Source organism: Streptomyces genisteinicus (genome assembly GCF_014489615.1).
GTDB lineage: Bacteria > Actinomycetota > Actinomycetes > Streptomycetales > Streptomycetaceae > Streptomyces > Streptomyces genisteinicus.
Genome location: NZ_CP060825.1, coordinates 6,010,756 through 6,032,289, shown reverse-complemented (window position 1 = coordinate 6,032,289; position 21,534 = coordinate 6,010,756). Strand labels below are relative to the sequence as shown.

The 21,534-nt window shown below is 69.2% G+C and carries 13 protein-coding genes; 4 read left to right on the top strand and 9 right to left on the bottom strand.

The annotated features are described in order from the left end of the window. Positions 1 to 117: 117 nt before the first annotated feature. The 7 genes from IAG43_RS25920 to ngcE form a co-directional block, all read right to left on the bottom strand. Positions 118 to 1,419: a sugar ABC transporter permease gene (locus IAG43_RS25920; protein WP_187739178.1), complete on the bottom strand. Its 1,302-nt coding sequence runs from the start codon at positions 1,417 to 1,419 to the stop codon at positions 118 to 120. Then, the gene (locus tag IAG43_RS25915; protein ID WP_187739177.1) at positions 1,416 to 2,204 is read right to left on the bottom strand and encodes an ATP-binding cassette domain-containing protein; all 789 of its coding nucleotides are present in this window, start codon (positions 2,202 to 2,204) and stop codon (positions 1,416 to 1,418) included. The genes IAG43_RS25920 and IAG43_RS25915 overlap by 4 nt, the downstream gene beginning before the upstream one ends. A 324-nt stretch (positions 2,205 to 2,528) precedes the next feature. Beyond that, positions 2,529 to 3,641, bottom strand: coding sequence for a substrate-binding domain-containing protein (locus tag IAG43_RS25910; protein ID WP_246574565.1), 1,113 nt, complete (start codon positions 3,639 to 3,641; stop codon positions 2,529 to 2,531). 121 nt (positions 3,642 to 3,762) lie between these two features. Continuing rightward, positions 3,763 to 4,971, bottom strand: a complete 1,209-nt coding sequence (locus IAG43_RS25905) for an ROK family transcriptional regulator (protein ID WP_187743079.1) — start codon at positions 4,969 to 4,971, stop codon at positions 3,763 to 3,765. A gap of 242 nt (positions 4,972 to 5,213) precedes the next feature. After that, a complete protein-coding gene (locus IAG43_RS25900) occupies positions 5,214 to 6,158 on the bottom strand; it encodes a carbohydrate ABC transporter permease (RefSeq protein WP_187743078.1) in 945 nt (314 codons plus the stop codon). A gap of 15 nt (positions 6,159 to 6,173) precedes the next feature. Beyond that, positions 6,174 to 7,106, bottom strand: coding sequence for a carbohydrate ABC transporter permease (locus IAG43_RS25895; protein WP_187743077.1), 933 nt, complete (start codon positions 7,104 to 7,106; stop codon positions 6,174 to 6,176). 30 nt (positions 7,107 to 7,136) lie between these two features. After that, complete coding sequence (gene ngcE, locus IAG43_RS25890; protein WP_187743076.1) at positions 7,137 to 8,582, bottom strand: N-acetylglucosamine/diacetylchitobiose ABC transporter substrate-binding protein; 1,446 nt, start codon at positions 8,580 to 8,582, stop codon at positions 7,137 to 7,139. A 492-nt stretch (positions 8,583 to 9,074) separates the two neighbouring features. Between ngcE and IAG43_RS25885 the strand changes: the two genes are divergently transcribed. The 4 genes from IAG43_RS25885 (at position 9,075) to IAG43_RS25870 (ending at position 17,134) form a co-directional block, all read left to right on the top strand. After that, positions 9,075 to 12,911 carry a GH92 family glycosyl hydrolase gene (locus IAG43_RS25885; protein ID WP_187743075.1) on the top strand — a complete coding sequence of 1,279 codons (3,837 nt, stop codon included), beginning with the start codon at positions 9,075 to 9,077 and terminating at the stop codon, positions 12,909 to 12,911. Between the two features lie 276 nt (positions 12,912 to 13,187). Then, positions 13,188 to 14,114 (top strand): FG-GAP repeat domain-containing protein, encoded by a 927-nt coding sequence (locus IAG43_RS25880; protein ID WP_246574564.1) that lies wholly within the window; start codon positions 13,188 to 13,190, stop codon positions 14,112 to 14,114. A gap of 309 nt (positions 14,115 to 14,423) precedes the next feature. Next, the gene (locus IAG43_RS25875; RefSeq protein WP_187743073.1) at positions 14,424 to 15,359 is read left to right on the top strand and encodes an FG-GAP repeat domain-containing protein; all 936 of its coding nucleotides are present in this window, start codon (positions 14,424 to 14,426) and stop codon (positions 15,357 to 15,359) included. Between the two features lie 128 nt (positions 15,360 to 15,487). Continuing rightward, positions 15,488 to 17,134, top strand: coding sequence for an IS1182 family transposase (locus IAG43_RS25870; RefSeq protein ID WP_187742175.1), 1,647 nt, complete (start codon positions 15,488 to 15,490; stop codon positions 17,132 to 17,134). 113 nt (positions 17,135 to 17,247) lie between these two features. Here IAG43_RS25870 and IAG43_RS25865 read toward each other — a convergent pair whose 3' ends face one another. Both IAG43_RS25865 and acnA read right to left on the bottom strand, forming a co-directional pair. Continuing rightward, a complete protein-coding gene (locus IAG43_RS25865; protein ID WP_187743072.1) occupies positions 17,248 to 18,324 on the bottom strand; it encodes a lytic polysaccharide monooxygenase auxiliary activity family 9 protein in 1,077 nt (358 codons plus the stop codon). A 255-nt stretch (positions 18,325 to 18,579) separates the two neighbouring features. Then, the gene (gene acnA, locus IAG43_RS25860) at positions 18,580 to 21,294 is read right to left on the bottom strand and encodes an aconitate hydratase AcnA (protein ID WP_281403985.1); all 2,715 of its coding nucleotides are present in this window, start codon (positions 21,292 to 21,294) and stop codon (positions 18,580 to 18,582) included. Between the last annotated feature and the right edge of the window lie 240 nt (positions 21,295 to 21,534).

Below are 21,534 nucleotides of genomic sequence, written 5' to 3'. Positions count from 1 at the left end.
AGTCTAATGTTCCGGTCGCGATCTTGGTCATCCGGCGGTGCGTTCCGTGTCACGGCTGTGGCACGGACGCAGGCGTGCCCGGCACCGTCGGACGGTGCCGGGCACGGGGACCGGTGGTCAGGCGCGGCCTGCGGTCTTCTGGGTCTTGCGGGTGATGGAGTCGATGACGACGGTGGCGAGGAGGACGCCGCCGGTGATCATGTACTGGATGGGGGTGGCGATGCCTTCGAGGGCGAGGCCGTACTGGATGGAGACGATGACCATGACGCCCAGGAGGGCGTTCCAGGTGCGTCCGCGGCCGCCGAAGAGGCTGGTGCCGCCGATGACGGCGGCGGCGATGACGTTCATGAGGAGGTCGCCGGCGCCGGCGCTCTGGTTGGCGGCGGCGATCTTGGAGGCCCAGAACAGTCCGCCGACGGCGGCGAAGAGTCCGGCGAGGGCGAAGACGGAGACGCGGACGGCGGTGACGTTGATACCGGCGCGGCGGGAGGCCTCGACACTGCCGCCGAGGGCGAAGATCTTGCGGCCGTAGGCGGTGCGGCGCAGCGTGAAGTCGGTGATCACGAGCACGGCGAGGAACAGCACCAGGGCCAGCGGCAGGCCCTTGTACTGGTTGAACATGACGGCTGCGGCGAACGCGATCACCGCGAGGACGACGGTGCGCAGCACGATGTCGGACAGGGGGCGGGAGGGGACGCCGGCTGCTGCGCGGCGGCGGTTGTCGAGGTAGGAGGAGAGGAAGAAGCCGGCGACGGCGAGGGCGGCGAGGGCGTAGGCGGCGGCGACGTCGGTGAAGTAGTAGGTGGTGAGCTGTCCGACGACGCCTTCGCCGTCGAGGTTGATGGTGCCGTTCTCGCCCAGGAGCTGGAGCATGAAGCCGAGCCAGAACAGCAGGCCGGCGAGGGTGACGGCGAAGGCGGGGGCGCCGATCTTGGCGAAGAAGAAGCCGTGCAGGGCGCCGATCGCGGCGCCGCTCACGAGGGCGACGAGGACGGCGAGCCATTCGTTCATGCCGTGGGTGACCGACAGGACGGCGACGATGGCGCCGGAGACGCCGGACACGGAGCCCACCGACAGGTCGATCTCGCCCAGCAGCAGGACGAAGATGATGCCGACGGCCATCATGCCGGTGGCGACCATGGTGACGGCGATGTTGGACAGGTTCTCCGCGGACAGGAACTGCCCGTTCATGCTCTGGAAGATGACCGCGATCACGATCAGGCCGATGACGACCGGGATCGAGCCGAGGTCACCGGCGTGCATCTTGCGCCGGAACTCCGACCAGTAGCCCTTCAGGCCCTGCTCGCGCACCAGCAGACGGGGATCGACCGCGGTGACCGCGTCGTGCGCCGCCTCCGGGTTGCCGACCACGGGCCCGCCCGCGGCGGCGGTGTCGGTGGACTTGTCGAGGCTGGTCACTTCTGGACCTCCGCGTTGCGCGCCGCACGGCGGGTCACGGCGTTGTCCGTGGCCCCGGTGATGGCGGAGATGATCTCTTCCTGCGAGGTCGACTTCACATCGAACACCCCGTTGTTGCGGCCCAGCCGCAGCACCGCGACCTTGTCCGCCACGGCCTTCACATCAGCCATGTTGTGACTGATCAGGATCACCGCGTGACCGCGCTCGCGCAGCCGCTCCACCAGATCCAGCACCTGCGCGGTCTGCTCCACGCCCAGCGCCGCGGTCGGCTCGTCCAGGATCACCAGCTTCGGCTCACCCAGCATCGACCGGGCGATCGCCACCGTCTGACGCTGACCGCCCGACAGCGACGCGATCGGGATCCGCACACTCGGAATCCGGATCGACAGCGTCTTCAGCAGCTCCAGCGCACGCCGCTCCATCTCCACCTCGTCCAGCACACCGCGCTTGCGCAGCTCCCGGCCGAGGTAGAGGTTGCCGACGACATCGATGTTGTCGCACAGGGCGAGGTCCTGGTAGACCGTCGCGATCCCCAGGCTCTGGGCGTCGTGCGGGCGGGTGATGGCCACCGTGCGGCCCTCCCACTCGATCGCGCCCTCGTCGATCGGGTGCACCCCGGCGATCGTCTTGACCAGCGTGGACTTTCCGGCACCGTTGTCACCCACCAGGGCGACCACCTCACCGGCGTGGACCTCGAGCTCGACATCGGTGAGCGCCTGCACGGCACCGAACCGCTTCGAGACCCCGCGCAACGCCAACACGGGCGTAGCGGACACGTGAACCATCTCCTTGACCGCCTGACCGGCGGAGATCCCGCACCCCCACTGACTGGGGCGGCACGGTGGCTGAGCAGTACATGACGCGTGGCGACACCACACGCGAGTTTCCCCCCGGCACCCCGCCCCCGCAGCGGGGACTGAAGAACGAGGACGGGACACCGGAAGGTTTCCGCGGGACGACACCCGCCCCGCACGGAACCGGAGCCCGTGTGCCGGGGGCCTGTGCGGCCCCGGCGCGGACTCCGGCGAGCGGCCCCGGCGCACGGTGGGAGCCGTGCGCCGAGCACGGGCCCCGGGGCTCCCGTCCGGGCCCCCGGAGACCGCTGCCGGCTACTTCAGGCCGAGCTGGTCGCACGCCGCCTTGAACTTCGGGGTGCAGATCTCCTGGACCGTGTAGACGCCGTCCTTGACGACGGTGTCCTGGATGTTGTCCTTGGTCAGGGAGACGACCGGGACGAGGACCGACGGGACGCCCTTGGTGGTGGGGCTGTCGACCTTGGAGGTGGCGATCGAGTCGAGCGACTCGCCCTTGGCGAGGGCGACGGCCATCTCGGCGGCGGCGGCCGCCTCCGGCGCGTACGGCTTGTAGACGCTCATGAACTGCTCGCCCGCGACGATGCGCTGCACTCCGGCGAGCTCCGCGTCCTGGCCGGTGACCGGCGGGAGGGGGCTGATGCCGGCGGCCTTCAGGGCGGTGATGATGCCGCCGGCCATGCCGTCGTTGGCGGAGTAGACGCCGACGATCTTGTCCTTGCCGAGAGCCGAGATCGCCGCCTCCATGTTGGCGTTGGCGTTCTCCGGCTTCCACTCCTTGGTGTCGTACTCCTTGCCGACGGTGACCTTGCCGTCGAGCTCGGCGTGCGCGCCCTTCTTGAACAGCGCGGCGTTCGGGTCGGTGATCGCGCCGTTCATCATCACGATCTGGCCGCCCTCGGCCTTGTCGCCCAGCGCCTCCACGAGGGCCTTGCCCTGGACGTGGCCGACCTCTTCGTTGTCGAAGGAGGTGTAGGCGTCGATCGGGCCCTCGGCGAGACGGTCGAAGGCGACGACGGGGATGCCGGCGTCCTTGGCCTTCTTCACACCGCCGGCGATCGCCTTGGAGTCGACCGCGTCCACGATCAGGGCGTCGACCTTGTTGGTGATCATGGTGTCCACCTGCTGCGTCTGCAGCGTGGCGTCCTGCTTGGCGTTGGCGTAGACGACCTTCGCCTTGTTGTCCGTCAGCTCGGCGATCTTCTTCTCGATCAGCGGCTTGTCGAACTTCTCGTAACGGGCCGTCTGGTTCTCCGGGAGGAGAAGGCCGATCGTGATGTCGTCGCCCTTCTTCTCCGCGGACTCCTTGGTGCTGTCGCCGGACTCCTTGGCGCTGCCGCACGCGGCGAGCGAGACGGCCATGGCGGTGGCGGCAGCGGCAACGGCGGCACGACGCAGATGTGCGTTCACGTTGTAAACCTCCCTGACGAGGCCGCGTCGTTGCGGCCGAGGTGGCTGGAAGTCAACTCCGCCCCGCCGCCATCGTCAAGGAGTAAATCCTTAACGAGATGACAACGGTGCCATCCGTTATCTAAGTGAAGGCGAGCGCGCCGGCAGGCACAGCCGTGTCGGCTCCCTGCAAAAGCGTCGAATCGCCCATCTCGCTGAGCACCAGGGCCAGCGCGCCGAGCACCTCCGCGCGGCCGCCGAGCGCCCCGGGCGCCACCGAGAGCTGCCGTGCCGCGCTGGGGATGGCGTAGCGCGAGACGGACTCCCTGATCGGGGCCAGCACCAGTTCGCCGGCCTCGGCCAGATCCCCGCCGAGCACCACCCTGCTGGGGTTGAGCAGATTGCACAGGTTGGCCACGCCGCTGCCGATGTGGCGGCCCACGTCGGCCACCACCCGGCGGCAGCCGGGGTCGCCCTCCCGGGCCAGCTGCACCACCCGCTCCATGGTCAGGTCGGTGCCGTGGCTCGGCTGGAGCAGCGGCAGGACGTACCGGGCCGCGGCGAACGTCTCCAGGCAGCCGCGGTTGCCGCAGCGGCACACCGGGCCCGACTCGTCCAGCGTGATGTGCCCGATCTCCCCCGCGGTGCCGCCGGGCCCGCGGTAGATCTGGCCCTCTATGACCAGCCCGGCGCCCACACCGCTGGCGACCTTGATGTACGCGAGGTCCTTCACCCCGCGCCCGGCGCCCCACACCAGCTCGCCGAGCGCGCCGAGGTTGGCGTCGTTGTCGACGTACACGGGGACGCCGAGCCGCGCGGAGAGCTCCTCGCTCGGGTTGATCCCGGTCCAGCCCGGCAGGATCGCGGTGGACCCCAGGGTGCCGGACTCCACGTCGATCGGGCCGGGCACGCCGAGCCCGACGCCGACGACCTTGTCCGGGCTGATCCCGGTGGCCTCGATCAGGCGCTTGACGAGCACCTCGGCCCGCCCGAAGCCCTCGGCCGACGAGGCGTCCACGTCCAGCGGCTCCGACTCCTCGGCGAGCACCTGGTGGGCCAGGTTGCCGACGGCGACCCGCAGGTGGGTGTGGCCGAAGTCGACGCCGATGACGATGCCCGCGTCGCCGCTGAGCGACACGCTGCGGGCACGCCGGCCGCCGGCGGACGTCGGCGTCACCTCCACCGTGCCGCCGTCCTTCAGCTCGCGCACGATGTTGGAGACCGTGGCCGCGGAGAGCCCGGTGGTCCGGGCGATCTCCGCCTGCGTGAGCGAGCCGGCCATGCGCACGGCGCGCACGACCCGCTCGAGGTTGGCCCGGTGCAGAGATGTCTGCGATCCCGGAGTCTCCATCGACTCATCCACTCCTGCCCCCGGAGGACGGCACGACGACCGCCCCCGGCCGGGGCCACCACAAGGGAACCCCGACGTCTCTCCAACTTGTGAACTCTGAGTTCAACTCTCGGGGGGTTATTCCGTCAAGACCTTGAGCGGGGGCAACCTCCGATGAGCATCGCGGGACACCTGTGCGGGACGCGCCGGGGCCCCGCCGTGCCGACGCACGACGGGGCCCTGAACGGAGGGTTACGGACGGGTCACTTCAGGGTGCCGGCGGTCAGGCCGGACTGGACCTGCCGCTGGAACGAGAGGTAGACGACGATCACCGGGAGCATCGCGATCGTCATACCGGCGAAGATCACCGGCAGGTCGCCCTCGTAGCCCTGCTGCTGGTTGAGGAGCACCAGGCCCTGGGTGAGCACCGAGCGGTCCTTGTCGAAGCCGCTCTGCTGCTGCATCAGGGTCATCGGGAGGATGTACTGGTTCCACTGGCCGAGGACGTTGAAGATGCCGACGCTGAGCAGGCCGGGCTTGGCCATCGGGACCATCACCTGGAAGAAGATCCGGGTGTGCGAGGCCCCGTCGATCACCGCCGCCTCGTGGATGGCCGTGGGCAGCGTCCGGAAGAACGCGTGCATGAAGAAGACGGTGAACGGCAGCGAGTACGCGATGTAGACGAGGATCAGGCCCTGGTACGTGTTCAGCATGCCGAGCATGTCGACGAGGAAGTACAGCGGCACCAGGCCCAGGTAGACCGGGAACATCGCGCCCGCGACGAAGAAGTAGTAGAAGAAGCGGTTGCCGCGGAACTCGTAGCGCGCCAGGACGTAGGCCGCCATCGCGCCGAGCAGCATGGTCAGCGGGATGGAGAAGACGAGCACGATCAGGGTGTTGGCGAAGTAGTCGCCGATGCCCTTCTCCCAGGCCCGCCCGAAGGCGTCGAAGTTCCAGTTCGACGGCCACGACCAGGCGCTGGAGCCGATCTCCGTGTCCGTCTTGAAGGAACCGAGCAGCAGCCAGATCAGCGGCAGCACGATCATCACGGACCACAGGATGAGGAAGCCGTGCGAGAAGACGTTGAGGACCTTGCCCTCGTCGTCTCCCTTCCCTCCGGCTCCCTGGGGCCGGGCGCCGTTCTTCGCGTCGCGCGGGCCGGGGACGGCGTCCTTGGCGACGCCGTCGATCGTCCGGGTGTTCGACATGGCGTGGTTCCCCGCTCAGTATTCGATGCGCTCGCGGCGGCTGATCCGCAGCGTGACGAGGGACAGGATCAGCGTGAGGCCCAGGATCACGACGCCCATGGCGCAGGCGTAGCCGCTCTTCCCGAAGGAGAGGAAGTTACGCATCAGATAGGTCGCCATGACCTCGCTGTTGTGGTCGGGGCCGCCGCCGTAGCTGTTGCCCGGGGTCATGACCGAGATCAGGGCGAAGCAGTCCATGGCCAGGATCGCGAGATAGACCCAGGCCGTCTGGACGGTGTCCCACAGCAGCGGCAGCGTGACCCGGAAGAAGGACTGGGTGCGGCTGGCGCCGTCGAGCAGGGCGGCCTCGTAGATCTCCTTCGGCACCGACTGCATCGCGGCGGAGAAGAGGACCAGGTAGAAGCCGACGCCCCACCACAGGAGCACGAAGGCCACGCACCACAGCACGAGATCGGGCTCGTTGAGCCATTCGATGGGGTGCGCGGGGTCGGAGAGGCCGAGCTTGATGAAGACGCCGTTGATCAGGCCGGCGACGTCACCCCGGTAGATCGCCCGCCAGAGCACGGCGAGGATCGCGATGGACAGGACGTGCGGGACGAAGAACAGGATCTTGTAGAAGCCCGATCCCGCGACGCCGCGGATTCCGCCCGCGCCGCCCCGCCCGCCCACGTTCACCATGTAGGCGAAGAAGAGGGCGAGCAGGATGGTCGCGACGGGAAGGAAGACCAGGAGCAGGACGTTGTGCCACAGAGCCTTCAGGAACACCGAGTCGGAGAACAACGCGGTGTAGTTGTCGAGGCCGACGAAACTCATCTCCTGCGACTGGCCCTGCCAGTTCGTGAAGGAGTATCCGAAGGTCTGCATGTACGGCCAGATCATGAAGACCGCGTACAGCACGACCGGTACGATCAGAAAACCGGTGACGAACCGGTACTTTCCCTGTTGCATGGCACCCTGCCCCTGGATTTCCGGCCTCGGCTACTGACGCTTGTTGTTCGCGCTCGCCGGATCCTTGGCCGCCTTGTCGACCGCGGCCTGCGCCCGCTTGAGCCATTCGGCCGGCGTGATGCGCTTGGCCATCAGCTCGGCGGACGCGGTACGGATGGACTCGTCCATCTCGCTGTACCAGTTGATGTAGAAGTAGTCGAAGCGCTGGTCGACCGGGCACGCGTCGACGGCCTCGACCGCGGACTTGGTGCCGGAGCGGAGCTGGACGCTCTTGTCGACGCCGTCCTGCACGATGGTCAGGGAGTTGGCCTGCTGCGCGAAGCTGGTCGACCACTCCTTCGAACACATCAGGCGCAGGAACTCCAGGCCGCCGGCCTTGTTCTTGGCCTTCTCCGGGACGATGAACGGCTCGCCCGCGCCGGCCCGGATCGCCTCGAACGGCAGCTTGCTGCCGGGCAGCAGCGGCATCGGCAGGAACTTCATGTCGAAGTCCTCCGGGGTCTGCTTCAGCTGCTCGTTCTCCAGCCAGGAGCCGGAGGGGATGAAGACGGCCTTGCCCTCGTTCCAGGCGGTCTGCGACTCGATGTGGTCGAGGGAGTTGGTGCCCGGCATGAGCAGGCCCTTGTCCACGATCTCGTAGATGGCCTCGATCGACTGCTTGGCGGCCTCGCTGCCGACGAACGCGTTCTTCTCGAGGTTGTCGATCGCCTTCATGGCCTCCAGACCGCCGGTCTTGGCGATCAGGTCCATGATCATGACGTTGATGTAGTACGGGTGCTTGCCCTGGTGGGCGAGACCGCCGATGCCCTTCTTCTTGGCGTCCTGCATGATCTGCAGGAAGGCGTCCCAGGTCTTCGGCACCTCCCACCCGTTGTCCTTGAACATCTTGCCCGAGTACCAGACGCCCCAGACCGTGTAGACGTAGTTCAGGGAGTGCATCTTGCCGCCGATGAAGCCCTTGTCGGCGGTGCCCGGGACGAGGATGTCCTTGACCTTCTTGCTCGGGTCGTCCGGCGCGGGGGCCTCGAGCAGCTCGGTGAGGTCGGCGAGCTGGCCGTTCTTGTGCAGCACGTCGAGCTTGATCTGCTGGGCGCCGGAGTTGTCGACGACGTCCGGCGGGTTGCCCGCGTTGAACCGGGGCTGGAGCTTGCCCGTGATCTCCTGGGTGCCGAGGTGGCTGATCTCGGGGCCGTACTTGGCCTTGTAGAGCTTCTCCCACTCGATGGCGTACTGGTCGCCGAAGCCGCCCTTGAAGATGACGACGTCGAGCGTGCCGCCCTTGGTGACGCCGAACGGGTTGTCCTTCGTCACCTCGCCCTTCTGCTTCTCCTGGTCGTTGCCGCCGCCGCTGCTGGCGCAGGCGGACAGGAAGCTCATCGTGGGTACGGCAATCAGACCGAGTGCGGCGGACCGCTTGATCAGATTCCGACGGCTGAGGCCCTCACCGTGCGTATTCGAGGTGGAGGTGGATCCCATGCTCAAGTCCTCGCCTTCTCCAGGACTCAGGCGGTGTACCGGTCGCCCGTAGGCTCGCCTCAGGCGAAGGGCCCCGTTACCGCGGTCAGTTGCTGCGCTTTTCCGTAGGGAAGCACAGTGAAGCTCGGGTCGTGCACGGCCGGCAGGAGGGCGGGCGGAATTCACGGCCGTCGTCCGCGTGACCGTGACCCCCACCGTCCCCCCTGCCCGCGAAAACATCTCTGCGGACGCCGACAGGTATAGTCCACTTCCCGCCAACTGAGCAAGATCGAATGCAAGGTTGCACGGCAGTCTTTCCCGAGTTGAGACCTCGCGGACACATGAACCCCGTCTGCACCCTTACGAGCACTGCATTCTTCACGGAATGGCGCATTCCGTCCCGGCGACACCCCCAACACCCTTGACACCGTCTGCCACTTGCCTCCCTACTGGACCCTGCACCTCGCGAATGACAACGTTGTCCAACGCGTCTCCCAGGAGGATAGACCCGGGATGCAGCCCAGACCCCGACCCCGGAACCGACACGTCCGCGCCCTCACCCTGGCGGTGAGCGCCTCACTCCTCGTGTTGACGGCCCCTTCCGCGGCCGTCGCCCTGCCCGGAACACCGGGGCAATCGCCCTCGGCGGACCGGAATTTCAGCTCATCCTTCGAAACGGACGAAGCACAACCGGACTGGCGTAACACCGTAGAACTCGGCAAGGACGGAGAGAAGCGGTCATCCGGCGTCGACGGCGGATTCTCCAGCGGAATTCCGGGCAATGTCACCGATCAGGTCACCGGGCTGCGGGCCAGCGACGAGAACGCGGGCGGGGGCGAGACCAAGGAGAACCTCGTCGACGTCTCGCCCGGCAGCAAGTGGCTGGCGTTCGAGCCGACGGCCTGGGTGGAGTTCGACACGGCGGCGCCCGTCAAGGTGGCCGCCTACGCGCTGACCTCCGCCAACGACCACGCCGAGCGCGACCCCCGCGACTGGACCCTCAAGGGCTCGGCGAACGGCACCGACTGGACGGTCCTCGACACCCGTTCCGGCGAGACCTTCGCCAAGCGGTTCGAGACGAAGACCTATGAGATAGGCGCCCCCGGCGAGGTCACCGCCTACGCGCACTACCGGCTGGAGATCACCGCGAACAACGGCGCGGACGCCACGCAGCTGGCCGACGTCCAGTTCTCGAACGGCGACACCTCGACGCCGGTCCCCGACGACATGCGCACCCAGGCCGACCGGGGCCCCAGCGGCTCCCCCACCGCCAAGGCGGGCGCGGGCTTCACGGGCAAGCACGCGCTGAAGTACGCCGGCACCCACAAGCCGGACGGCCGGGCCTACTCGTACAACAAGGTCTTCGACGTCGACGTGGCCGTGCGCCGCGACACCGAGCTGTCCTACAAGGTCTTCCCCGCGATGGCGGAGACGGACCTGAACTACCCCGCCACCAACGTCGCGGTCGACCTCGCCTTCACCGACGGCACCTACCTCAGCGAGCTCGGCGCCGTCGACTCGCACGGCGGGGCGATGACCCCGCAGGGCCAGGGCGCCGCCAAGCGGCTCTACGTCAACCAGTGGAACGCGGTCGCCTCCGGCATCGGCGCCGTCGCCGCGGGCAGGACGGTGGACCGCGTCCTGGTGGCCTACGACTCCCCGAAGGGGCCGGCCGCCTTCCAGGGCTGGATCGACGACATCGTCATCGGGCCCAGGGCTCCCGAGAAGCCCGCCGCCCACCTGTCGGACTACGCGGTGACCACCCGCGGCACCAACTCCAGCGGCTCCTTCTCGCGCGGCAACACCTTCCCCGCGACGGCCGTCCCGCACGGCTTCAACTTCTGGACGCCGGTGACCAACGCCGGTTCCAAGAGCTGGCTGTACGAGTACGCCCGCGGGAACAACGCGGACAACCTGCCCACGATCCAGGCGTTCAGCACCAGCCACGAGCCGAGCCCCTGGATGGGCGACCGGCAGACCTTCCAGGTGATGCCGTCGGCCGCGTCCGGCACCCCGGACATCGCGCGGACCGCCCGCGCGCTGCCCTTCCGCCACGACAACGAGACGGCGCGCCCGCACTACTACGGGGTGACCTTCGAGAACGGCCTCAAGGCCGAGATGACGCCGACCGACCACGCGGCGATGATGCGGTTCACCTTCCCCGGCGACGACGCGAGCGTGCTCTTCGACAACGTCACCGACGAGGCGGGCCTCACCCTCGACCCCGCGACGCGCTCCTTCACCGGCTGGTCCGACGTCAAGAGCGGCCTGTCCACCGGCGCCACCCGTCTGTTCGTGTACGGCGTCTTCGACCGGCCGGTCACCGACTCCGGCGCCGAGGGCGTGCGCGGCAGGCTCCGCTTCGACGCGGGCGAGGACCGCACCGTGACCCTGCGGATGGCGACCTCGCTCATCGGCACCGACCAGGCGAAGAAGAACCTGGCCGACGAGATCCCGTCCGGCACCCGCTTCGAGAAGGTGCGCGACACCGCCCGCGGGGCCTGGGACGGGCTGCTGGGCAAGGTCGAGGTCGAGGGAGCCACCCGCGACCAGCTCACCACCCTCTACTCCAGCCTCTACCGGCTCTACCTGTACCCGAACGCGGGTCACGAGAACACCGGCACGCGCGCGCACCCGAAGTACCAGTACGCGAGCCCCTTCTCCCCCATGCCGGGCCCCGACACCCCGACGAGGACCGGCGCGAAAATCGTCGACGGCAAGGTGTACGTCAACAACGGCTTCTGGGACACCTACCGGACGACGTGGCCCGCGTACTCCTTCCTCACGCCGGCGAAGGCCGGCGAGCTGGTCGACGGATTCGTCCAGCAGTACAAGGACGGCGGCTGGATCTCCCGCTGGTCCTCCCCCGGCTACGCGGACCTGATGACGGGCACCAGCTCGGACGTCGCCTTCGCGGACGCCTTCGTCAAGGGGGTCGACTTCGACGCCGAGGCCGCGTACGAGGCGGCGCTGAAGAACGCCACCGTCGTCCCGCCGTCCTCCGGCACCGGCCGCAAGGGCATGGAGACCTCGCCGTTCCTCGGCTACGCCTCCACCGCGACCCACGAGGGCCTGTCCTGGTCCCTGGAGGGCTATATCAACGACTACGGCATCGCCAGGATGGCCGAGGCGCTCCACAAGAAGACCGGCAAGGACCGCTACCGGGAGGAGGCCGCGTACTTCCTGGGCCGCGCGCAGAACTACGTCACCCTCTTCGACAAGCAGGCCGGGTTCTTCCAGGGCCGCGACCTGAAGGGCGACTGGCGGGTGCCGTCCGCCGAGTACGACCCGCGGGTCTGGGGCCACGACTACACCGAGACCAACGGATGGGGCTACGCCTTCACCGCCCCGCAGGACAGTCGGGGCCTGGCCAACCTCTACGGCGGGCGGGCCGGGCTCGGCAAGAAGCTCGACACCTACTTCGCCACGCCCGAGACGGCCTCACCCGAGTTCACCGGCTCCTACGGGTCGGTCATCCACGAGATGACGGAGGCGCGCGACGTCCGGATGGGCATGTACGGGCACTCCAACCAGGTCGCCCACCACGCCACGTACATGTACAACGCGGCCTCGCAGCCCTGGAAGACGCAGGAGAAGGTCCGCGAGGTCCTCTCCCGCCTCTACACCGGCAGTGAGATCGGGCAGGGCTACCACGGCGACGAGGACAACGGCGAGCAGTCGGCCTGGTACCTCTTCTCCGCCCTCGGCTTCTACCCGCTCGTGATGGGCAGCGGCGAGTACGCCATCGGCTCCCCCCTGTTCACCAAGGCCACGGTCCATCTGGAGGGCGGCCGCAAGCTGGTCGTGAAGGCCCCCCGGAACAGCGCCAAGAACGTCTACGTCCAGGGCCTGAAGGTCAACGGACGGACGTGGACGTCCACCGCGCTGCCGCACTCGGTGGTCGCGAAGGGCGGCACGCTGGAGTTCGCGATGGGCCCGAAGCCCTCCGCGTGGGGCACCGGCGAGAACGCCGCGCCCGTCTCCCTCACCCGCGACGACGCGGTGCCCGCGCCGCGCCGCGACCTCACCACCGGCGGCGGGCCGCTGGCCGACGACACCTCGGCGACCTCGGCGGAGTTCACCTCCCTCGACCTGCCGGTGGCGAAGGCCGGGACGGCGGTCCAGTACACCCTGACCTCGGCGGCGAAGGACCGGGCACCGCGGGGATGGGTGCTCCAGGGCTCGGCCGACGGGCGGACGTGGAAGGAACTCGACCGGCGCTCGGGCGAGTCCTTCGCCTGGGACAGGCAGACCCGGGTGTTCTCGGTGGCCCGGCCGGCGGCGTACGCCCACTACCGCCTCGTCCCGGACGGCGGCGGCACGCTCGCGGAGGTGGAACTGCTCGGATAGCGGCGCGCACCACGCCGGACGGACGGGTCGCGCTCCCCGGGGCGCGACCCGTTGGCGTCCGGAGCGGCGAAGGCATGCAAATGCCGCTTACCGCCCAAAGCTTTGATTCTTCTCCAAAGCCTCATCCGCGGGCGGCGGTTGTAGCGATTCCGGGACATAAAAATGGCGTCGAAGTGTGAAGGTCATATGAAAAGATCCTGAGGAAACGATGGTCCGCCCCGCTCCGCGCGGAGCGGGGCGGACCGCTCTCATCGAGACACCTTCATGGAGACCTACGTGGCCGAACTCTCTGGCCTCAAGCGCGGCCGGACACGTGCCCGCCTCGTCGCCGCTGCGACCGCTGCGGCTCTGCTCATCACCGGCGCCGCCGCCGGTTCGGCGTCCGCCGACGACGCCTCGCCGTCCGCGACGTCCGCCGCCAAGGCGCCCGCCAAGGGCGCAGGCGCCTTCGGCATCCAGGGCACCTCCGGGGTGACCCCGGACAACGCGCTGTACGGCGTGGACAGCAAGGGCGTGATCTGGGGCTACACCCAGAACCTCGAGGGCGGCCTCAACTCCCGCGACGAGTCCGGCAGCGGCTGGGCCGGCACCACGCACATGACCCAGGTCGACCACGACGCCGACGGCATGTCCGACGGCATCTGGGCGGTGGAGGGCGGCTACCTGCTGAGCCTCTTCTGGGACCAGCCCGCCACCACCGTCGGCGGCGGCTGGGGCATCTACAACAAGGTCTTCTCCGCCTCCGACCTGGCCGGAGCCGGCGCGGACGACCTGCTGGCCCGCGACACCAAGGGCAACCTGTACCTGTACCTGGGGTACGGCAACGGCAAGCTGACCGGCCGCACCCTGGTCGGCGGCGGCTGGCAGGCGTACAACCAGATCACCGGCAAGGGCGACCTCACCGGTGACGGCAAGAACGACATCGTGGCCCGCGACGGCTCCGGTGTGCTGTGGCTGTACAAGGGCACCGGCGACCGCGCCAAGCCCTTCACCGCCCGCACGAAGATCGGTGGCGGCTGGAACGCCTTCAACTACCTGGTCCAGGTGGGCGACATCGACCTCGACGGCACCACGGACCTGATCGCCCGTTCCACGGGTGGCGCCCTGTACCTGTACAAGGGCACCGGCAACGCGGCCGCGCCGTTCAAGGCGAAGACCCTCATCGGCAGCAGCGGCTGGAACAGCTACCGCCTGATGTACTGATCCGGCGGCCGTCCCCGGACGGTCTCCGCCACAGGGCCGCGCTCCTCGGAGCGCGGCCCTTTCGGTGTCCGGGCCGCGGCCGGGGCAGGGCGGGGCGGGAGGGCGGCGCGGCGGCGGGGCACGGCAGGAGGGCGGCCGGGCACGCCGGGCACGCCGGGCACGCCGGGCACGCCGGCCCCGGGGAACGCGACACGGCGACACGGCGACACGCCGGTGAACGCTTTGATCGCGCGGACGTGGTGACGGAGCCTGTGCGTACGGTGATCTTCCCAGGGGGGGAAGGTTCGCTCTCGCACGGAGTGACACACAATGGCAAAGATCTCTGGTTCCCACCGCACGGGCGGCGTCCTGTCCCGTGTCGCCGCCGCGGCGATCGCCGCGGCACTCGTCGCCACGGGGGCGGGCGTGGCGGTGGCGGACGGTCCGCAGCACACGGCGACCGGCGCCGCGCAGGCGGCCCGGGCGGCCCAGGCGGCCTCCGCCCCGGCTCCGGCCGTCGAGCGCAGCGCGGCGCGCGGCGAATACCGCAACCTGCACGGGCTCACCGGCCCGACGCTGTACGACTACATCCCCGACGGCCGGGGCGGCTACGTCACCCGCGGGTGGGTCACCGACCAGTGGCGGGACGTCAAGAACGCCACCCAGGCCGACAACGACCGTGACGGCGTCGCCGACGACTTCTACGTCTGGTTCACCGACGGGCATCTCGCCTACCTGTCCGAAGAGGGCGAGTACGTCCAGCTGGGCGGCGGCTGGAACGCCTACGACAAGGCCTACTCGCCGGGCGACCTCGGCGGTGCGGCCGGCTCCGACATCATCGCCCGGGACAGCGGCGGCACGCTGTGGATCTACCTCGGCTACGGCGACGGCAGGCTCACCGGCCGCACCGAGATCGGCGGCGGCTGGCAGGTCTACAGCCAGATCGCCGGCGTCGGCGACCTCAGCGGCGACGGCAGGAACGACATCGTCGCCCGCGACGGTTCCGGTGTGCTGTGGCTGTACAAGGGCACCGGCGACTACAAGGCCCCGTTCGAGCCGCGCACCGAGATCGGCGGGGGCTGGAACCTCTTCAACACCCTCGTCGGCGTGGGCGATCTCGACTTCGACGGCGTGAACGACCTGGTCGCTCGTGACACGGCCGGGGCCCTGTGGCGCTACTCGGGCACCGGGAACGCGGCCGCGCCGTTCGAGCCGCGGGTGAAGATCGGCAGCAGCGGCTGGAACGCCTACCGGGTGATCTTCTAGGCGTAGAACGATCGGGCCGCGCTCCCGGTGCGGGGATGCTGTTGGTTAATCCGGGCCCTTGCGTGACGTCGGCTCCCGAGGCCCGTTGGTGTCTCGGGGGCCGACGTTGTCGTTTGGGGAGGGTGTCTGTGTCGATGCGGTCGGGTGGGTCGGGCGAGATCCCGGTGGAGACAGTGCGCGTGGCGCGGGCCGCGTTCCCGAAGGGCAGTCTGGCGATCCGGATCCGTGACGAGCTCGGGGTCATGTTCCAGGACGGGGACTTTGCGGCGCTGTTCGCAGTGCGCGGCAGGCCGGCGTGGTCGCCGGGCCGGCTGGCGCTGGTGTTGGTGCTGCAGTTCGTGGAAGGGCTGACCGACCGGCAGACCGCGGAGGCGGTGCGGGCCCGTATCGACTGGAAGTACGCGCTCGGGCTGGAACTGACGGACACGGGTTTCGACTACTCGGTGCTCTCGGAGTTCCGGGACCGGCTGGTCGGCGCGGACGGGGGGCGGGAGCTCCTGGACGGGGTGCTGTCGGCAGCCCGGCGACAAGGGCTGATCACTGCCGGAGCAAGCGCGCGGACCGACTCCACACATGTGCTGTCCGCGGTTCGGGAGATCAACCAGCTGGAGCTGGTCACCGAGACCTTGCGCGCGGCGCTGAACGCGGCGGCCCGCGCCGAGCCCGGCTGGGTGGGCGAGAACGCCAGGCCCGACTGGTTCAGGCATTACGCGACCCGGGCTGAGGAGTCCCGCTTTCCCAAGGCTCGCGTCAAACGGGATCAGGTATACCGGCGGATTGGCGGCGACGGAATGCTGTTGCTGCGGATGGCCTGGGCCGACGGCGCCCCGCCACGGCTGCGGTCCCTGCCGGAGCTGGAGGTCCTGCGGCAGGTGTGGGTCCAGCACTTCCACCTGGTCGATGGCGAGGTGGCGCGCCGTGGCCCAAAAGAACGGCCGCCGGGTGCGACGCGCCTGGTCAGCCCGTATGACACCGAGGCCCGCGGCGGGGTCAAGGGGGAGGTGCGCTGGGACGGCTACAAGGTCCACGTGACCGAGACCTGTGATCCGGACACGGTGCATCTGATCACGAACGTGACCACCACCGTCGCCACGGTGACGGATGACCGGATGGCCGCTGTCGTCCATGCCGGCCTGGCCGGGCGGGACCTGCTGCCCGGTGAGCACTGGGTGGACACCGGCTATGCCAACGCCGGTGCCCTGGTCGCCGCACGGCGTGACCACGGCGTCGCCCTGCACGGGCCGATGAAGCCGACGACCGCTCCGCATACCCGCACCGCCTACGGGCAGGACGCCTTCGCCATCGATTGGGACAACCAGCGTGTGACCTGCCCCAAGGGGGTGGCCAGCACCCAATGGCACCAGCGCCGCTCCAGGACCGGACATCCGACCATCCGGGTCCGGTTCTCCCAGGCCGACTGCCGCTCGTGCCCCGCGCTGCGCGAGTGCGTCAACTCGCCCAGAGCCGAGCGCCGGGAGATCAACCTGCGTCCCCGCCAGGAGTACGAAGCCCTCCAGCACGCCCGCGCACTCCAGCAGGGTGACGAGTGGAAGGCCCGATACACGATCCGCGCCGGGGTCGAGGGAACGATCTCTCAAGGGGTCCGTGCCTGCGATCTACGCCGGTCCCGCTACCGAGGCATGGCGAAGACAAGCCTCCAGCACCAACTCACCGGCGCGGCGATCAACCTCATCCGCATCGACGCCTGGCTCACGGGCACACTCCACGCTCGAACCCGCGCCAGCCACCTGACAGCACTCCGCCCCGCCGCATAGCGGCGGGGCGAAGCAACCGGGCCCGGATTAACCAACAGCATCCCGGTGCGGGGAGCGCGGCCCTTTCGGTGTCCGCCGGTCCGGACGGGCAGGTGCCCGGCCCGGCGGACGGGTCAGCCCAGCCGGCAGGTGAGCGCCGACTGGGTGTCGGCCCCCGATCCGGTGGCCACGTAGCCGAAGTTCGCCGACTGCCCCGGTGCGAGGCTGCCGTTGTGACCCGCGTTGTGGACCATGACGGCCTGCCCCTGGGCGGTCATCGCCCCGTTCCAGAGGCTGTCGATCCGGTGGCCCGCCGGGAGGGTCCAGTCGACCATCCAGCCGAGCATCGGCACCGTGCCGGTGTTGGTGACCGTCACCTGGGACTGGTAGCCGCCGCCCCAGCTTCCGGCGGTCGTGCGGGTGGCGGTGCACTCGGCGCCCGGCGCGGGTCCACCGGGGTCTCCCCCGCCCTCGCCCGGGTCCTTCACGCCGGTGACCTCTCCGTTGCCGCCGTCGAAGACGACGTCGGAGCAGGAGTAGAAGGTCTCCTGGCTGTCGGAGCGCTGCCACACCATGTAGATGACGTGGCGGCCGGACTTGTTCGCGGGCAGGGCGCCCGTCCACGAGTAGTTCGCCTCGACCGTGCCCGGCGAACCGTTGAGCTGCGGGTGGTCGACGGTCAGGAACGGGGCGTTCTCGACGTCGTCCCAGGTGAGGGGCGCGGTCGGGTCGAAGCCGTCCTTGGTCACGTAGACCTTGAACCATCCCGGGTGCGCGGCCCAGGCGTTGTAGGAGAAGTCGATGGTCGCGCCGGACGTGAGGTGGGTCAGCGGCCAGTCGTCGCGCGCCGCGTTGAAGCCGGTGAAGTTGGTGTTGCCGCCGCTGCACAGCTCGCCGTCGGGCACGAAGCCGCGGGTGCGGCCCGCGCCGTCGGAGCGCAGCACGGAGAACCAGTTGTAGAACGGCGTGGTGCCGCTCTGCTGGGCGGCCGCCTTGCAGGCCGGGTTGACCGGCTTGATCTCACCGGTGTCGGTCAGCCCGTCCTGCCAGCACAGGAAGGTGCGGCTGGCGGGCTTCATCGGGGTGCCGTGGGCCTCGGCGTCGCCACCGGCGGAGACGACGAGACCGAGGGCGGGAATGGTGGTGACCAGTGCGAGGAGGGTCAGCAGCAGAGCGCGTGGTCGGCTCAGCGCTCTTGATCTCCGGATCATCCGGTCGTCCCTTCGGAGGGTGGGGGGCGGGAGGGGAGGATGTGCTTCGCGCGGGCGCGGGAACCGTGGGAGCGCTCCCACGCTTCATCGGGTGAAGCTAGCGCGGACCCGGAGGGCTGTAAACGCCTTGCGCACGAGGAGAGTCGGGGCGCGGGGCGGGGTGCGCCGAAGGGCCGCCACACCCGCGGGGAGCGGGGTGACGGCCCTTCGTCCGGAGGGGCGGCCGCCCGGAGGGGCGCCTCGTCCGGGGCGGGATCAGCCGCGGATGAGGTTCCGCAGCACGTACTGCATGATGCCGCCGTTGCGGTAGTAGTCCGCCTCACCGGGGGTGTCGATGCGGACGACCGCGTCGAACTCCACACCGGAGTCGGTGGTGACCTTGACGGTGCTCGGGGTCGTGCCGTCGTTGAGCTCGGTGATGCCGGTGATGGAGAAGGTCTCCTCACCGGTCAGGCCGAGCGAGTCCGCCGACTGGCCGGCCGGGAACTGGAGCGGGAGGACGCCCATGCCGATGAGGTTCGAGCGGTGGATGCGCTCGTACGACTCGGTGATGACGGCCTTGACGCCGAGGAGCGCGGTGCCCTTGGCCGCCCAGTCGCGGGAGGAGCCGGAGCCGTACTCCTTGCCGCCCAGGATGACCAGCGGGGTGCCGGCGGCCTGGTAGTTCTGCGAGGCGTCGTAGATGAACGACACCGGGCCGTCCGCCTGGGTGAAGTCGCGGGTGAAGCCGCCCTCGGTGCCCGGCGCGATCTGGTTGCGCAGGCGGATGTTGGCGAACGTGCCGCGGATCATGACCTCGTGGTTGCCGCGGCGCGAGCCGTAGCTGTTGAAGTCGCGGCGCTCGACGCCGTGCTCCGTGAGGTACTTGCCGGCCGGGGTGTCGGCCTTGATGGCGCCGGCCGGGGAGATGTGGTCGGTGGTGACCGAGTCGCCCAGCTTGGCGAGGACGCGCGCGTCCGTGATGTCGGCGACCGGGGTCGTCTCCATCGTCATGCCCTCGAAGTAGGGGGGCTTGCGCACGTAGGTGGACTCGGCGTCCCACTCGAAGGTGTTGCCGGTCGGGATCGACAGGGCCTGCCACTGCGCGTCGCCCGCGAACACGTCCTGGTAGGACTTGTTGAACATGTCCTCGCCGATGGCGTTGGCGACGACGTCGTTGACCTCGGCCTCGGTCGGCCAGATGTCCTGGAGGAAGACCGGCTTGCCGTCGGTGTCGGTGCCGAGGGCGTCCTTGGTGATGTCCACCTTCATCGAACCGGCGATGGCGTACGCGACGACCAGCGGCGGGGAGGCGAGGTAGTTCATCTTGACGTCGGGGTTGATCCGGCCCTCGAAGTTCCGGTTGCCGGAGAGGACCGAGGTGACCGCGAGGTCGTGGTCGTTGACGGCCTTGGAGACCTCCTCCGGCAGCGGGCCGGAGTTGCCGATGCAGGTGGTGCAGCCGTAGCCGACCAGGTTGAAGCCGACCTTGTCGAGGTACGGGGTGAGCCCGGCCTTGTCGAAGTAGTCGGTGACGACCTTGGAGCCCGGGGCGAGGGTGGTCTTGACCCACGGCTTGCGGGTCAGGCCGCGCTCGACCGCCTTCTTGGCCACGAGCGCCGCGGCGACCATGACGTACGGGTTCGAGGTGTTGGTGCAGGAGGTGATCGCGGCGACGGTGACGGCGCCGTGGTCGATCTCGTAGGTCGAGCCGTCGGGGGCGGTGACGGTGACCGGGTTGGACGGCACGCTCGCGGTGACGGCCGGGGCGTCGGAGGCCGGGAAGGACTCCTTGCCCGCCTCGTCGACGGATTCCACGTAGTTGCGGACGTCCTGCGCGAACTGCTGGGCGGCGTTGGCCAGGACGATGCGGTCCTGCGGGCGCTTCGGGCCGGCGATGGAGGGGACGACCGTGGAGAGGTCGAGCTCCAGCTTCTCGGAGAAGTCGGGCTCGGCGGCCGGGTCGAGCCAGAGGCCCTGCTCCTTGGCGTACGCCTCGACGAGCGCGACCTGCTGCTCGGAGCGGCCGGTCAGCTTCAGGTAGTTCAGGGTCTCGCCGTCGATCGGGAAGACCGCGGCGGTGGAGCCGAACTCCGGCGACATGTTGCCGATGGTGGCGCGGTTGGCGAGGCTCGTGGCGGCGACGCCCTCACCGTAGAACTCGACGAACTTGCCGACGACGCCGTGCTTGCGCAGCATCTCGGTGATCGTGAGCACCAGGTCGGTGGCGGTGGTGCCGGCCGGCAGCTCGCCGGTCAGCTTGAAGCCGACGACGCGCGGGATGAGCATCGAGACCGGCTGACCGAGCATCGCGGCCTCGGCCTCGATGCCGCCGACGCCCCAGCCGAGCACACCGAGGCCGTTGACCATGGTGGTGTGCGAGTCGGTGCCGACGAGGGTGTCGGGGTACGCCTGGCCGTTGCGGACCATGACCGTGCGGGCCAGGTGCTCGATGTTCACCTGGTGGACGATGCCGGTGCCGGGCGGGACGACCTTGAAGTCGTCGAACGCGGTCTGGCCCCAGCGCAGGAACTGGTAGCGCTCCTTGTTGCGGCCGTACTCGAGCTCGACGTTCTGCGCGAAGGCGTCGTTGGTGCCGAACTTGTCGGCGATGACGGAGTGGTCGATGACCATCTCGGCCGGGGAGAGCGGGTTGATCTTCGCCGGGTCGCCGCCGAGCGCGGCGACGGCCTCGCGCATGGTGGCGAGGTCGACGACACAGGGAACACCGGTGAAGTCCTGCATGATCACGCGGGCCGGCGTGAACTGGATCTCCTGGCTGGGCTGGGCCTGGGAGTCCCAGCCGCCGAGCGCCCGGATGTGGTCGGCGGTGATGTTCGCGCCGTCCTCCGTGCGGAGCAGGTTCTCCAGGAGGACCTTGAGGCTGTAGGGCAGGCGGGCTGCACCCTCCACCTTGTCCAGCCTGAAGATCTCGTAGGACTCGTCGCCCACCTGCAGCGTGCTGCGGGCGTCGAAGCTGTTCGCCGACACGACAGTCTCCTTCATCAATGTGCGCGTACTGCGTCCATGCTGCCGCCACGGCTGCTCGCCGATCCGCTAAGGTAAGGCTTAGTTAGGTAACCCTTACCGACAGGCCGCCTGCGGTACGCCTTCGGTAGATATCTCGATGTCGAGATAACTCTAGTACATGACCGCAGACTGGTCATGCCCGGACACAGGTGAGCGCCCTCACCCGGCCCGCCGGACAGCGCTCCGCGGGACACGGCGCGC

Coding starts and splice junctions, on each gene's coding strand:
- IAG43_RS25915 (WP_187739177.1), bottom strand. CDS start 2,204: ATGGTTCACGTGTCCGCTACGCCCGTGTTGGCGTTGCGCGGGGTCTCG.
- IAG43_RS25865 (WP_187743072.1), bottom strand. CDS start 18,324: ATGATCCGGAGATCAAGAGCGCTGAGCCGACCACGCGCTCTGCTGCTG.
- IAG43_RS25905 (WP_187743079.1), bottom strand. CDS start 4,971: ATGGAGACTCCGGGATCGCAGACATCTCTGCACCGGGCCAACCTCGAG.
- IAG43_RS25885 (WP_187743075.1), top strand. CDS start 9,075: ATGCAGCCCAGACCCCGACCCCGGAACCGACACGTCCGCGCCCTCACC.
- IAG43_RS25875 (WP_187743073.1), top strand. CDS start 14,424: ATGGCAAAGATCTCTGGTTCCCACCGCACGGGCGGCGTCCTGTCCCGT.
- ngcE (WP_187743076.1), bottom strand. CDS start 8,582: ATGGGATCCACCTCCACCTCGAATACGCACGGTGAGGGCCTCAGCCGT.
- IAG43_RS25900 (WP_187743078.1), bottom strand. CDS start 6,158: ATGTCGAACACCCGGACGATCGACGGCGTCGCCAAGGACGCCGTCCCC.
- IAG43_RS25895 (WP_187743077.1), bottom strand. CDS start 7,106: ATGCAACAGGGAAAGTACCGGTTCGTCACCGGTTTTCTGATCGTACCG.